Here is a 13442-nt window from a genome sequence, read left to right on the forward strand (position 1 = left end):
CCTCAGTGCGAGTCGAACTCGGGTAGGGGGCAGAGACCGATCAGTTCCGTCTCCGAGCGAATCCCCGGCGCTAGGAGCCCGTGCTGCTCGACACAACCTGTCCAGGCGTCCAGATCGGGATCCCACCCTCGGGATCTCTCGACCAGCCGCGCTGCGGCGGTCCGGTCGGTCGGATCGTTCGTCAGCAGAAGTTGGCAGATCTTGACGCTGATACTCGGCGCATGCCGTGCGTTGCGCTCCAGCGCCTCGTCCAGGTACGCGGCCGCGACCGGCCAGTTGCCGCGAGCCCGTGCGGTCTGGGCACGCCAGAACCAATACTCGGCGTCCCGGGCATCGGCCGGCACCTGGGCCAACGCCCGGTCCGCGCCGTCCATGTCACGATCGCCGAGCCTTCCCCGCACCCCGGCGAACCGGTGGGGCACGTCCTGCGCCAGCCGCAGGCCGAGGCATCGAAGCGCTGCGTCGATCGGGACCGCGTAGAGCACGGTGGTCGCCGGCCGCCCGTCCGGTCGCCGCTGTCGAGTACGGACCTGCTCGCAGAGCACGCCGATCACGGCGTCGGGGCGCTCCCGCAGCCGAACGGCGCTGCCCGAGTATCCGCCGTAGTCGCCGAGCGCCTGATCCACGTCCAGTTGCAGCATCGACACCGCAGCGCCGCCGTCGTTGACGATGACACGGTTTGTCGCCACAACCCGGCCGGTCAACTGCGGGTCGTTGTCGGCCGGCCGACTGGTCACGATCCACCTGGTGTCGACGCCGGCTGCGCCGGCCCGCAGAGCGCGGACCTCCGGGGCCGCCAGCCACAAAGCGGCAACATCAAGCTCCTGTGCACACTCGAGGCGTTCGACCGGCACCGCCACCGAATCGCTTCCGAGCCGTACCCGGATCTGGCCGGCCGGCCTGCTGCCCAGCACATGAGCCGCAGTGACTACGACTCCCGGCAGGCACAGAAAGGCGCTGCCAAGCGTACGTCCGCCCGGCTCCAGCAGGATGGTTGCGTCTGCCATCAGATGCGCGGCTATCGAGTGCGCGGCTGTCAGGCGCGCTGGAAAGTGACGGTCACCTCGAACGTCGCCTCGGCCGACGCCTTGCTCAGCACGACGCCCGCCTCGGCGACGAGCGCGACACCGAAGGTGGCGGAAACCTCGGTCAGCTTCCAGCCGTCGACCGAAGCCATGTCCGGCAGGCTCTCCGCTACAGCCCGAACTCCGTCGACAACGGCCGTACGCACATCGTCGACGCGCTCACCCAGCCGCTCCGTCAGCCCGTCGCTCCAGCTGATCTCTCGACCACTGCGCAACTCCACGACCTGTACACGAGTGTTTGGATCCAGTTTATCCACTATGGTGCCTCACCATGATTCGTTCCGCGCCGATGTCACCATTCTTCATCCTGATCGGTCACTGATCGAGCCGGAAGTCGGTCAGAACTCCGACATCGCAAGGCTGAGCCGAGTCAAGTGATCATGGCGACAACCATCATTCACCGTTACCCGGGCAGGAGCACGGTCAGATGCTCGCCTGCTACAGCGACAGGCAGGCGTCGTCGGGCAGGCGACCGACGATGAGGGGCGGCCTGGCGGTTTCCGACCGGACGTAGCCGAGCAGGCAGGCACGCCCGGCCCGGACGGCCGTACCGCCGGGTCGTTGAAGCCGGCAGCGATCAGCGTCTGCCGCACCGCCTCCGCCGTGGTGGCCGGGAGCCGACAGTGCTCCAACGGCCCAGGACAATCCGCGCCAAGCTCGCAGACAAACCGTCAGCACCGCCTGCCGGCGCGGCAGCGCCGCTACCCGATCGTCGTCGGTCACCGGCGCATGCCGGCCAAGATCCTCCACGATACGACCGCAGTAGTCATCGACGCTGGACGCCACCTGCGCGCACACGAACTGCTCCACAGTCGCAGCCGGCCGACCGTCCGGCGCGCTGGCTGACACGCTAGCCCGTATCAGCGGCACGGCGACCGCCGTGGCGCTGGCGACCATGAACAGCACGGCGATGGGTAGCCCAATCCGGACAGCCCGCATGACCTCACCGAACCGCCGTCCAGCGATCTGTCTGTCCTGCGTGCACGCCGTCTAGCATCGTCGGCGTGGCGACGCGGCTGGTGCAGATCAACATGAAGGCTCGCAACGACTCCGCGTTGGGTGGTTTCTGGGCGGCGGTCCTCGGCTGGGAAGTCTCCAGCGAGGGGCCGGGCGTGACCAACCTCGAACCCGAGGGCTTCGTCTACCCCGACCCCGTCGCCGTCTGCATCGACCTCGTCATGTCTGCCGAACCCAAGACGGTGAAGAACCGCGTACACCTCGACCTCGGCACCACCTCGGCAGCCCATCAGGCAGCACTGGTGGCGAGGCTGAAGGAGCTCGGCGCGACCCCCGTCGACATCGGCCAGGGCGACGTGCCGTGGACCGTCCTGGCCGACCCGGAAGGCAACGAGTTCTGCGTGCTGGAACCCCGGCCGATCTACCTGGACACCGGGCCGATCGCCGCGGTCGTGGTCGACTGCGGCGACCCGCGAGTCATGGCCCGCTTCTGGAGTGAAGCCATGGACTGGACCCTGCACGAGGTGACCGACGACACCGCGAGGCTGCGCTCCGCCGCCGGCGTCGGCCCGTACCTGGAGTTCGTCCGTACGCCGGATGCGAAAGTCGGCTGGAACCGCGTCCACCTGGACGTCCGCCCGTACCCGGACGACAATCTCGAAGCCGAAGCGGCCAGGCTGCGGGCGCTCGGCGCCACCCCCGTCGACCTCGGCCGAAGCGACATCCCGTGGAAGGTCTTCACCGACCCGGAAGGCAACGAATTCTGCCTCCTCACCCCAGCCTGACCCCGCCGTGGCGCACCGGCCCGTACGGCGTACCGGATCGTTCCCTCGACTGGGGGAGGCCCGAGAGGCCGCAGCCGTGGCCGGCTGGTTGCGACAGCTCACTCTCGCCGCGCCGCCATACGAGGCCAGCTGCCGCAGGCCCTCCCGCTCCTACTCGGGCCCACGCCGATTGCCCGTCCGGTGCAGCGGGTGATCGCTGGCTAGAGTCCTCGGCGTGGATGACGATCCCCGGAGCATCGTGGCCGGCCTCGCCGAGTTGGGCGACGTGACGGCAGTCCTGGCGCTCGCCGAGAAGCGTCTCCGGGCCGGCGACGCGAGCTTCGTCGCGGACCTCGGCATCGCGGTGTGGCGCAGGTACGGGGGCGATACGACGGCACCGTGGCAGTACCGCAGCGTGTTCGATCGGACGCTGCGGCTGCTGGCGCTGACGCCAGGGGTGATCGACCAGGCCGTACGGTTGATCTCCGTCGTGCAGGACCGCCACCAGGTCCGGTACGCCGCGTCGCTGCTCGCTTCGGCCCACACCGTCGCCGACCTGGGCGTCGTATTCGATGCGGACGGGTCGGAGGAACTGCGGGCCTGCCTGCTGCAGGAACTGGTGTTGCGTGGTGCCGATGTGCATCACCCGTGGGCTGTCTCGCCGCACTGGCGCCATCACCCGCTCGGCTGGCTGCCGTTGTCGTTGACTCCGATCGAAGGGCACCCCAGCCGTCCCCGGTACCACATCGGAGGGGAAAGCCAGGACCTACCAGCCATGGCAGCGGAGCCTGTTCACGGGCATGGCGCTGTTCCTCGTTGGCAGGAGACGACCGCTTCCGACGAGGCGGTCTCGCTGAGCGCGGCGGTCGACAACTGGGCCGAGGAATCCAACGGCCGTATCGAGGCACGGACGTTCGCGTTCGACGACGACCTCCCGCCGGACGCCGTCGGCGATGCGCTGCTGAGCATCGATCTGGAGTGCACCCAGGGCATGACGACTGGGCTCGGCACATACTCGCCGCCGCAGGCGTGGCGGCAGTTGTTCTCAGCGGCGTCGACCGGCGGCGCGTACAACCGTGGCGAGTTCGGAGCGTACGGACGGTTGCTGGCGTGGCGGTCGGTTGCGGCGCTGGTCGGCGCTCCGCATGGAGCACCGGTCGGTGACGTCGAGGCGCTGGCGCATCACTGCTCGTGGTACTCGTTCGCCGGCTCCACCGCGTGGTTCGACCGTATCGCCTGGGATATCGGCCTGGCGGTGGTCTCACCGGACCGGCGGCGACTGGCGGTACTGGCTGCCAGCGACACCGACTGATCCACCGACGAGCGCCAATCAGCCCACGTTGAGCCGGTCCAGGATGTGGTGCTGGTCGATAGTCAGGGCCGGGTTGGCTGCGGAGGCATCAACCGGTTTGGGATCGTCGAGAAGCGCGGTGATCCGCGCTGCTGGCAGGCGAGGGCTGCTCGCCATCGCCTGCCGCACCGTAGCAACGGGGTCGTCGGCGAAGCGGTCGAGCCCATCGGTAGGAAGTTCGACAGAGATGCGCTACGTGTTCGCGACGTTACGCAGAAGGGCTCACTCCATGTTTCGTGGCGGCGGAAAGCCTGGTGAACTGCTGCGGCTCTGGCACGATACGCTCCCGCCTCATTGGCTGCTGGTCGACGACGACGAAGACGATCCGGGCAAGACCATCGCCGCCTGCGTCGACATCGACGGGCTGTTCGACGACAGCGGGCCAGCCTCCCTGGCGACGGCCCGGCCGGCAGTACTCATCGGATGCCAGCCCACGCCACCGCTAGAGCGTGCGCTGGACGCGCTGGCTCGCGGGATCGGCAACCCTGGTGGGGCGGCGTGGCGTCGCCGAATCCGTGCCTCCATCGCCAGCGTGGCAGACGACGGCAGCGCGACCCACGTGCCGGGAGCCTACGTCCATGGGTCGGTGGCGGCAGTCCGTCCGTCTGCGCTGGGCGACGGACTGATCGATGTAACCCTCGACACCCCCATCACCGACCCAGTGCCCGGCGGGGCACGCCAAATCTGGGCACTTTGGCGCTCCGGCCGACCGACCGAACGCGGTCACTGGGTACGCTACGACCGCCCTCTCCGTCACCAGTGGACCGTGACGACGTTTGCCCACCACCGGTACGACGCCGCTGACAAGCCAGCCGGCACCACCTACGAACTCGACGGGCGGAACGTCACCGACGTCGAAGGGTTCTACTGCGCTCTCGGTGAGGCAATCAACGGGCCGGGCGGCTACTTCGGCTCGAACGCCGACGCACTCCACGACTGCGCGCGAGGTGGCTGGGGAGCCGCAGTGCCGTTCAAGCTGGTCTGGCGGCATTCGGCTGTGGCTCAGGAGCGCCTGAGCCCGCCCACCCCAGCCGGCGACCCGGATTTCGGGCAGCTCCTGCACTGGCTCACCGAGGATGGGATCGACGTCCATGTGCGCTGAATCGCGCAGCGGCAAAATGCGGCTCTGCCTCGGCGATCCGCTCGTGGTCTGCCAGCGTGAATCCCTAGTGGAGTTGGCCGCGGTGCTTCCGGCGTCCGGCAGATTCGTGGTGGCCCGCCTTGACGGCATGAGACTCACCGATGCCAAGCAGGTCTTTTACGACTTTTCGGATGCCTTGCTCTTCCCCAGCTACTTCGGCTGGAACCGGGACCCGCTGTCGGACTGTCTGAGAGACCTGCGCTGGTTGCCGGCGGACGGCTACCTGGTGATCGTCGACAACGCGCACCAGCTGCTGCCGGACAGCGCCCTGGACCAGCGCACACTCTTCCGCATCCTCGCCCAGGTAGTTCGCCACTGGTCCGGCGCGGGCGACAGACCGGAGGGGGTGGCCGTCCCATTCACCGTGCTGCTCCTCTGTGACCACGACGACGAGGCAGTACAACTGCGACATGCCGTCGACCAGGCACTTCACGAAACGCGCTGACGACCCCGGCGGTAGGCCATGATTGGCGTCCATGGGCACCGGCGATCCGTACACCACCGTCACCGAGCCGACTTTCGTGGCACGGTTCCTTCTCGACCCAGGCACGGACACCGTAGACGGGGTGGCCTCTGTCGACGTGTTCGTCGACCTTCCCGACGGCTCCACCTGGTCGTTGACGATCTTCACCGTCGATGAGGTCGGCCGCCTGTCGGCTCGGTGGAGGAAAACAGGGGAGGTCGCGAACGGCAGCTACTTCTGGGCAGTCGACCAGCTCATCGTGCCTGAACCGGGCGTACCAACGATGACTGCGGCGATCCGGGAGTTGGTGCGCAGCGGAGACATCACCAGCGCTGGCGCGCGAGGCGACGACGAGTCATTCGTTGTCCCCGGTAACGGCACCCCACCCTCACCGCCGTCATCACCGGCGCGGCAGGCGGCCTCGGGCAGGCCACGGCCCGGCACCTGCTGGCGGCCGGATTCGACATCGTCGCCGTCACCCGCGACGCGCCCAGCGCTGCGGCCACCCGGCATGCCCTCGCCGCGGACGCCCACGGCCGCACAGTCCACGCGCTACCTGCCGACCTGGTCGACCGCGACGACGTCCGCACCCTCGCCGGACGGCTGCGCGACACCGTCGGGCCCGTCGACGTACTGATCAACAACGCCGGGGCGGCCTTTCCGCGCTTCTCGCAGACCGCCGATGGCATCGAGCGAACCCACGCCCTGAACCACCTGGCGCCCTTCCACCTGACCCATCTCCTGCTGGCCGAGGACCGGCTCGCCCCAGACGCGCGCATCATCAACATCTCCAGCGACCTCGTGAGCCGGGGACGCCTCGATGTCGACGACCCTGACGTCACCGGAAACTCCTGGCGCGACAGGTTCTCGCAACTTACGGTGTACGGCACCGCAAAGCTGATCAGCCTGATGACGACTGCCGCACTCGCGGCGAGGCTTCCAGCCGGCATGAACGCCTACAGCGCCAACCCCGGCGTCATCAAGACCGGCTTCAACGCCAAAGCGGGCGGCCTGCTCAAGGCCGTGTCGTCGGTCAGCGGCCTGTTCGCCCAGACGCCGCAGAAGGCGGCCCACACACCGGTCCTACTCGCGACGGCCACAGTGGCCCCGACCCCGAACGGCGGCCTCTTCACCAAGGGCGCCAGCGTGACACCACCGAAACCGGCCCTCGACCCCGACCTGACGACCCTGGTCTACGAACGTACGGCACGCGCGATCGGCGTCGACGCACTGCTGCCCCGTCAACGGCGGTGAGAAACCCGCCTACGGCGCAGAGGTGGGAGTCGTCCGCCGAACCTGGGGTGCAGGCGGCCGACGATGAGCGGCGGCACGGCGGTTGCCTACCGGAGGTAGCCGAGCAGGCAGGCACGCCCCACCGGTACGGCGTACAGGATCGCCCCCGCCGGGGCCGGGTCGGTGAACCGGGCCGGCCGCCGGACCACTCGCCGACACACCGGCCTGTACCAGCGACACGGCCACACTGCCGGCTGGGAACGCCACCCCGGGCCACCAGGACCGTCGCCGGTAGCGCTGAAGGGTCCGGCGGAGACCTACGAACCGGATCGCGCCCTTCAGAAGAACGAATTCCAGAGCTCGGTCACATCTGCGCGCCTATCTTGCACCACATAGGTCAAGATTTTCCCAATAAATTCCTTACGCAAGAATCGGACCCTAATCAAGTCCCGAATGAGGTCATGATCCTGTTTTAGAAAATCGTCGCGGTCCAGGGCACCAGCAAGGAGCAGCGATACAGGCGCGATTCCCGTAACATCAGGGAATGTGGCAAATTTCGTGCCCGCCAGGGTCGACATGTCGATTTCGATCTCTGTCCTTCTGTGGATCACAGGGCTCCGGGTCCCACTTGCGAACGTACCGTCGGAGCCGCCTCCCGAACCAAGAGATCCCTCTGAGAGATCGTCCCCGAACTCCGCCGAGTCCGTTTGGTCATCAACCCGCGGCCTGTCAGGATATTTCAAGACAAAAAGGCTCTCGCCACCGATTTTTGTGTCGAGCATGATCTTTCTAGCTTCGTCCAGTTCATCAGATGCGAAGAACCAGAGGTCGAAGTCTTCGGGGAACCGAATCAGATTCGGGTCGTCCCCGATTCCGCCGTCCCGCCTGTAGTTGGCGTGGCCACCTTGGCGAGCAAAGGCATAGCTGCCGCCGATAATGTATCTGCCATCCCATTGATGGAGGATGTATTCAACATCATCGGCAACTTCATTGAAGTCTTTCATTGTGATACGCTGAATGGGAGCGGCACTATCGGTCGACAAGGGTAGTGGCGCGAGTTCTTTCGGGGCAGCATCGCCCAGGCGCGTCGCATGCAACGGACCTGTATCCAGTGGCGGCTTGGGCGCCAGTGGTGACTCACGGGTATGGAAGCCTTCCGCCCGTGCGGCCCGGCGGCCTCGCTCGTCGGCGTCGCGCTCCAGCTGAGGATCGTCGTTGAGCCCCACGCCTCGCAACCGCCCAGTAACGGGGACACGCCGCTCGGCCTGCTGTTCTACGTGGACGATCTCGTGGCGCAAGGCTTCCTCGCCCTGACGGGTCCACGGTCGGTAGTGGCCCGGCGCGAAGTGGATGTGGTTTCCCCGCGTAAACGCCAACGCGTTCATGCTGAGGGCGCGTTTGTCTTCGTGAACGCGGACGCTTGACAGGTCTCTGCCGAGCGCCTCCTCCATCGAGGATCGAATCCCCTCCGGCAGAGCTCGGCCGCCGCTGGTTCCGGAGCCACCAGCGGCGGGTCGCTCAAGGGAACCCTCGGACAGCTTCGCCTGAATCACCGACTGCACCCGCCGGTTGCCGTATCGGCGGTGCAACGCCAGCAGGGCTCCTCGTGAGCCGGCCGGTCCGCGGGCCAGGACAGAGGGCGTCGATGACGCTGCCCCAACCGGTGTCCGGGCAGCAGTGGGTCTCGTACCGTGTATCGACGACATCCAAGTTTCCTTCCGTCGGAAGCTGGTGGCCAGCTGAGCAGTCCGGGTCGGCCGCACGGCGCCCTGCTGGTTGGTGTGAGGTGCTGTGACCGGTCACTCCGCCTTCAGCACCTTGGTCAGGGCGTTCGGGTTCGGGATGGGCGTCGGCGCCTCGGTGGGTGCGCCCAGCGCGGTGACGAGATGTCTGTGCGTCGCGTAGGTCTGCTCGACGAACGCCTTCGTGGCCAGTTCCTGGACGGCACCCCCGGTGCTGATCACGACTTCGCCGGCGCTGATGGTCACCCGGTTCGCGGCGGTGTCCAGCACGATCTCGCATCCGTTCGCCGACCTGACGGTGATCTTCTCGCCGCCCTTGGCATCGGAGAGGATCACGGCGTTGCCGGCCGGAGTGCGCAGCACGGCCGTGTCGGCGTAGGCGCCGAGTGCCTCCGGCGGGACCTCGCTGGTGCCGCCGGGCCTGCCCCAGCCGCATCCGGTCCAGATGGGATGCTGCAGGTCGCCCTCGGCGAACTCGACCCAGACCAGGTCACCCACGGCCGGCAGCATGAACAGGCCGGGGTGCGGCACCGACGGCCAGGCCCAGCCGGTCTGCGCGTCCGCGAGCAGGCTCGGCACCCGCACCCGCAGCCGGCCCAGCTTCTCCGGATCGTCGCGGTCAGCGACGAAGCCGCGGTATTTGCCCCAGTACCGGCCTTCCGCCCACTCCTGGTAGCTGCTCTCGCCGTCCATACTCACCTCGCCGCGAGAACCGGCACGCCCACCCGCAGCCGTTCGGTCCGCAGGTCGGACTTGCGCAGGTACAGGATGTCGACCGAAAGCTCCGCGCCGTCGGAGTGCACCTGCACCCGATCCACCTGGATCTGTTCACCGAGCCAGCGCATCAGCGCCCTCGCGACGGCGAACTCGGTCGCTGCGGCCAGGACCTCGTTGTTCGGGTCGAAGACCAGGTCCCGCAGGCGGGTTCCGTACTCGGGCAGGTTCACCCGCTCACCCGGCGCGGTCAGCAGCAGCTGCATGATCCGACCGCGGAGCAGCGGGTCGCCGGTGTCGGCGTGGACCCCACCGCCCGCGCCGATCCGGAACGGGAACCCCAGCCCGGCCGGCTGGTCCGTTCCGCCGGCGGGCGGGCTGAGCGCCACCGAATCCGTGGGCAGGCGCACGGTCAGCGGCAGGATCCGGGCAGGCAGCGCGGTCCGGTCGCCGCCACGGGCCACCACGGTCAGGTAGACGGTCCCGTCGGCGAAACCGGCCAGCTCGACGGCGAGTGCCGAATCGCCGGAGGCGTGCAGGCGGCGCAGTGGGTCAAGCGGGTCGGCTCCGGAGTAGACGTCGAAGGTGACCCCGTGCGTGACCGGGTCGTCGGGGTAGGTCCAGGTCAGCCGGATCCGGCCGCCGCCGAGGTGGGTGCCGGCCAGGTCGGCCGCCGAGGCGAGGGCGCTCACTCCTGCTTCCCCTCACGCGGGATCAGATGGGTGACGGCGTACCGCCGGAACGCGCGCAGCCATGTCTGGTCGTCGGTGGTCTCGTCGAGGAGCAGCTGGATGGGGTCGGCGGCCGTCGTTGCCGCCACCTTCGGCCGGGCCAGCCGGGCCAGCCGGGTGCTGTCGGCCAGCAGGGCGGCGAGTTCGCTGCGTTCGGCCGACTCGAGCGGACGGTCGCTGAAGACAGTGAGGGTGCGACCGAGGACGGCGAGATCGCTGACGGCGGATGCCACCGACTGTGCGGCGGCCAGGACGTCCTTCAGGTTGACGCCGTCAGGGTTGTCGAAGTCCCGGACCGGGACCACCAGCGGCAGCCGTTCGACATGCTGAACGGGCGTGGGGGCGGGGGGCTTGGCGGTGGTCGGGCGTTGGGCGGCTGTCAGGGCGCCCTGCGGCGGCGTGGGCCGGCCGACGACGCCCGGGTCGTCTTGGCTCATCGTGTCTCCGTTTCCTGGCTCCCGTTCGACGATCGTCAGTGCAGTTCAATGACTGTCGCCCTGGCCTTGAGCGTGCGGGTTTCGCCGGCGGAGGCAGACTGGGACCATTTTGCGAAGAACTGCACAGACGTGGGCAACCGTTGTGGGCCGACCGAAGCGTGGGTCCCGTAAGGGCTGCCGGAGTCGAATCTGGTGTGGGTGAATATCGTCATGAAGACCGGGGTCCTTGCGGCCCCGTTGGTGAAGGACTCACTCCATGTCAGGACCCGCCCAATTTCGGGGTTGGTCTCCGGGTCGGTCATCTCGTCCGTGTAGCCCACGGCATCGATTGTCACGGAGCCACCTCCGCCTCCCGACAACCATCCGGACAGGATGATCAGGTACTTGTTCCGGCGGGAGGAAGCCGGTAGCCGGACGTCGCCGAAATGCACTCTCTGGGTGCCGGTGGTCGAAGTCTGAGGCAGATCGGCGGCTCGCGTTGTGCCGCCCAGCGTCGGTCGCAGATCTTCGATGTCGGTGATGTGGTCCCGGTCGGGCAGGACGCCGTGGCGGATGAAAGTGGCGAGCGGGGCATAGTGGTGACGCACCCCCTGAGGCCGGGCGAAGGCGAGTCGTTCGATGCGGGTGGTCGCGTCGGTTCGGGTGCGAGCGTCGTCGGCCAGGTATCGGGTGGTGAACGTCCAGAAGTCGCCGGCGCGCATGCTGTGGCCACCGAACCGGATCCGGATCCCGTCGTGCAGCGGGATCGACGCGGAGACCATGCCGTCGTCGGGGTCGGCGGCGATGGTGACACCGAAGCCGTCCCACCGCTGGACCATCGGCCGGTCGGTGACGGAGAACTCGTCACCGACCGAGGCGGCAAGCGTGATCTCGTTGCCGCTCACCTGGGACACCTCGTGCCGCTCCGCGCGGAACTCCGTACGCAACAGGACGAGGTCGCCGGGGTGGAACGCGCTCGCGTCCTCCACGACCACTCCGGTCGAGTCCGCGGCGACGTCGTCGATGACCCGGGCAATGACCGAGGCGTTCTCGTGTGACCAGCGGAAGGTCGCGGTGCCGATGTCGCCGTCCAGGTCGATCTCGACCCGGTATAGCCGGTTCGCGGCGGCCGTGTAAGTGCCCTCGGTGGCCAGCGTGCCGGAGCCCATCCCGTCGCCGGTCGGGGTGCGACCGCCCTGGGCTACGCGGACCCGGTGCCGGACCTGCTCCCTGGCGCTGGTGTCCGGCCCGCCGAGCGCCACCTCGCGGATCGCCGGATCCTGCACGTAGGTGACCGGCTCGGTCCAGGCGTCCAGGTAGACCTCGTCGCGGCGGGTATGCCCTTCCTTCGGCGGGGCCAGCGGTTCGTCGTTGGGGTCCGCCTGGTCGCTGTAGAGGATGTCCTCGGCCTGCACGCACGGCAGACCGGCGAGATAGAAGCGCCCCGGACCGTCAGCCGCCCCCGCAGCCGCGACCAGTACGGAGTCGAGCTCTGCCTGCAGCTTGTGCGGATCCCCCAGGGACAAGGCGTCGAAAGGGGCTGCCAGACTTTGGGACGGCCTGTGGTAGGAGCCGTCCTCGTCCCGCAGCGTGCTGAACAGGCTCGCCCGACGGACGTGCTTGGCGATATCGGAACCGCGGATGACGAAGTCGTTCTTGCCTCGTTCCGCCAGCAGGTCTGCTCCGCCCAGCCGCAGGTCGTCGAGATCCCAGACCAGCGGCTCGTCCGCCTGGTAGAGCTCGAAGCCGTACTCCCGGATGGCGGTCAGGTCGGTGGTCGTGCCTTGCGGCGACTGGTTGACTACCGCCGGGTTCGACCAGTACTGACTCGTGTCATGGTAAGCACCGTGGGATGGGAACCCTCCGTCCCAGTGTTCGTCCAGGACGGTGATCGACAGTGATCGGGTGGCGGCTCGGTTCTCTCCGTCAACGGCCGTCAGGTCGAAGGAGAAGGTGCCGACGTCTTTCGGCTGGAAGACGATCAAAGCGCGCGACGTTCGTCCGCTCCCTTTTTCCGCGGTGAGGATGTGGATCCACGGCGGTAAGTCCTTGCCGGAAAGCTTCCACGTGGGCAGAGTGGTGAACTCGGTGGGTCCGCTGTTGGCGACGATCCATGTGGTGAAGCTCTGACCGACGCGGAGCGCTGGCAGCGGCTCATCAAGAATGTGGAACCGACCGTCAGCCAAGTCGACCGCCCCCGCCAGCCAGGTGTCCGTCGGGAAGGACAACGGGGTCTGGCAGGGCCAGGACGTGCGGTTGTTCTTGTCGTCCCGCAGAAAGAAGCGAATGATCCCGGCCACCGGACGGTTGAGCCGGTACCGGAAGGTGGCCACATCGTATGCGGACAGATCGAGGTCGCTGTCGAGCTTCTGGGAGACCGTGACCGATCCGGTGTGCCCCGACACGCGCAGGCAACCATCACCCTGGTATGGGCGGTCGTGGCTGACCCGCGCCCGGCCCTGGGACGCTGTGAACTCGGCCGGCGTGAACTCCTCCAGCGGATCACCGGGGACCGTGAGGAAGAAACCCGTCCGGCGAAACGCGTACTGCATGGCGTAGTCGAGTACCTCGGAGGTGTAGTCGTCCGGGCTTCTCCGGATTCGCCGTGGGTCATCCAGGGGGTTCGGAAGGCGCAGCGGTGGGCGAATCTGTTCAATGGCGAAGCCGTGGTTCGGACTGCCGTCGCCAGCCATGTGGTGGACGCCCCGGTTGACCATCGAACGCAGGACAGTCTGGGCCTCGTTGAGGTCGGCGTCGAGGATGGGGCGGCCCTGCTGGAAGTGCACGCCGAGGTAGTTCTTCGGTTCCCGGAAGCTGTCGCGAGAGATCGAGCTGGACAATGTCG

Annotated in this window: 14 protein-coding genes; 5 read left to right on the top strand and 9 right to left on the bottom strand. The window is 67.9% G+C overall.

The genetic code is table 11. The features are described 5' to 3' along the window. Positions 1-2: 2 nt before the first annotated feature. From ACN27J_RS16695 to ACN27J_RS16705, 3 genes are all read right to left on the bottom strand, one after another. Positions 3-1007 carry a hypothetical protein gene (locus tag ACN27J_RS16695; RefSeq protein ID WP_421367249.1) on the bottom strand — a complete coding sequence of 335 codons (1005 nt, stop codon included), beginning with the start codon at positions 1005-1007 and terminating at the stop codon, positions 3-5. Positions 1008-1036: 29 nt separating this feature from the next. After that, complete coding sequence (locus ACN27J_RS16700; protein ID WP_421367250.1) at positions 1037-1342, bottom strand: CU044_2847 family protein; 306 nt, start codon at positions 1340-1342, stop codon at positions 1037-1039. A gap of 181 nt (positions 1343-1523) precedes the next feature. After that, complete coding sequence (locus ACN27J_RS16705) at positions 1524-1895, bottom strand: hypothetical protein (protein WP_421367251.1); 372 nt, start codon at positions 1893-1895, stop codon at positions 1524-1526. 194 nt (positions 1896-2089) lie between these two features. Here ACN27J_RS16705 and ACN27J_RS16710 point away from each other — a divergent pair, with 194 nt between their 5' ends. Beyond that, the gene (locus ACN27J_RS16710) at positions 2090-2827 is read left to right on the top strand and encodes a VOC family protein (protein WP_421367252.1); all 738 of its coding nucleotides are present in this window, start codon (positions 2090-2092) and stop codon (positions 2825-2827) included. A 214-nt stretch (positions 2828-3041) separates the two neighbouring features. Continuing rightward, complete coding sequence (locus ACN27J_RS16715; protein WP_421367253.1) at positions 3042-4118, top strand: DUF6183 family protein; 1077 nt, start codon at positions 3042-3044, stop codon at positions 4116-4118. Between the two features lie 18 nt (positions 4119-4136). Here the strand turns inward: ACN27J_RS16715 and ACN27J_RS16720 are convergent, their stop codons facing one another. Beyond that, positions 4137-4274, bottom strand: coding sequence for a hypothetical protein (locus ACN27J_RS16720; RefSeq protein WP_278171881.1), 138 nt, complete (start codon positions 4272-4274; stop codon positions 4137-4139). Positions 4275-4344: 70 nt separating this feature from the next. On the opposite strand from ACN27J_RS16720, the gene ACN27J_RS16725 reads away from it, so the two are divergent. From ACN27J_RS16725 to ACN27J_RS16735, 3 genes are all read left to right on the top strand, one after another. Further along, positions 4345-5259, top strand: a complete 915-nt coding sequence (locus ACN27J_RS16725) for a barstar family protein (protein WP_421367254.1) — start codon at positions 4345-4347, stop codon at positions 5257-5259. Next, entirely contained in the window at positions 5249-5743 is a 495-nt protein-coding gene (locus tag ACN27J_RS16730) for a barstar family protein (protein WP_421367255.1), read from the top strand. Before ACN27J_RS16725 ends, ACN27J_RS16730 begins: the two co-directional genes overlap by 11 nt. Before the next feature lie 465 nt (positions 5744-6208). Next, entirely contained in the window at positions 6209-7015 is an 807-nt protein-coding gene (locus ACN27J_RS16735; protein WP_421372292.1) for an SDR family NAD(P)-dependent oxidoreductase, read from the top strand. Positions 7016-7332: 317 nt separating this feature from the next. On the opposite strand, the gene ACN27J_RS16740 is transcribed toward ACN27J_RS16735, so the two are convergent. From ACN27J_RS16740 to ACN27J_RS16760, 5 genes are all read right to left on the bottom strand, one after another. Beyond that, complete coding sequence (locus ACN27J_RS16740; RefSeq protein ID WP_421367256.1) at positions 7333-8700, bottom strand: DUF4157 domain-containing protein; 1368 nt, start codon at positions 8698-8700, stop codon at positions 7333-7335. Between the two features lie 93 nt (positions 8701-8793). After that, positions 8794-9429 (bottom strand): phage baseplate assembly protein V, encoded by a 636-nt coding sequence (locus ACN27J_RS16745; RefSeq protein ID WP_421367257.1) that lies wholly within the window; start codon positions 9427-9429, stop codon positions 8794-8796. A 2-nt stretch (positions 9430-9431) separates the two neighbouring features. Beyond that, positions 9432-10142, bottom strand: coding sequence for a GPW/gp25 family protein (locus ACN27J_RS16750; RefSeq protein WP_421367258.1), 711 nt, complete (start codon positions 10140-10142; stop codon positions 9432-9434). After that, complete coding sequence (locus tag ACN27J_RS16755; protein ID WP_421367259.1) at positions 10139-10618, bottom strand: hypothetical protein; 480 nt, start codon at positions 10616-10618, stop codon at positions 10139-10141. The genes ACN27J_RS16750 and ACN27J_RS16755 overlap by 4 nt, the downstream gene beginning before the upstream one ends. Positions 10619-10653: 35 nt before the next feature. Continuing rightward, complete coding sequence (locus ACN27J_RS16760) at positions 10654-13437, bottom strand: hypothetical protein (protein ID WP_421367260.1); 2784 nt, start codon at positions 13435-13437, stop codon at positions 10654-10656. Positions 13438-13442: the final 5 nt, after the last annotated feature.

It is taken from the genome of Solwaraspora sp. WMMB762 (genome assembly GCF_049179115.1).
In the GTDB taxonomy this organism is placed as follows: Bacteria; Actinomycetota; Actinomycetes; order Mycobacteriales; family Micromonosporaceae; genus Micromonospora_E.

What these genes read in the sequence shown, in the direction of transcription:
- ACN27J_RS16725 (WP_421367254.1), top strand. Translation starts at nt 4,345, where the DNA reads ATGCGCTACGTGTTCGCGACGTTACGCAGAAGGGCTCACTCCATGTTT.
- ACN27J_RS16740 (WP_421367256.1), bottom strand. Translation starts at nt 8,700, where the DNA reads ATGTCGTCGATACACGGTACGAGACCCACTGCTGCCCGGACACCGGTT.
- ACN27J_RS16730 (WP_421367255.1), top strand. Translation starts at nt 5,249, where the DNA reads ATGTGCGCTGAATCGCGCAGCGGCAAAATGCGGCTCTGCCTCGGCGAT.
- ACN27J_RS16720 (WP_278171881.1), bottom strand. Translation starts at nt 4,274, where the DNA reads ATGGCGAGCAGCCCTCGCCTGCCAGCAGCGCGGATCACCGCGCTTCTC.
- ACN27J_RS16755 (WP_421367259.1), bottom strand. Translation starts at nt 10,618, where the DNA reads ATGAGCCAAGACGACCCGGGCGTCGTCGGCCGGCCCACGCCGCCGCAG.
- ACN27J_RS16695 (WP_421367249.1), bottom strand. Translation starts at nt 1,007, where the DNA reads ATGGCAGACGCAACCATCCTGCTGGAGCCGGGCGGACGTACGCTTGGC.
- ACN27J_RS16745 (WP_421367257.1), bottom strand. Translation starts at nt 9,429, where the DNA reads ATGGACGGCGAGAGCAGCTACCAGGAGTGGGCGGAAGGCCGGTACTGG.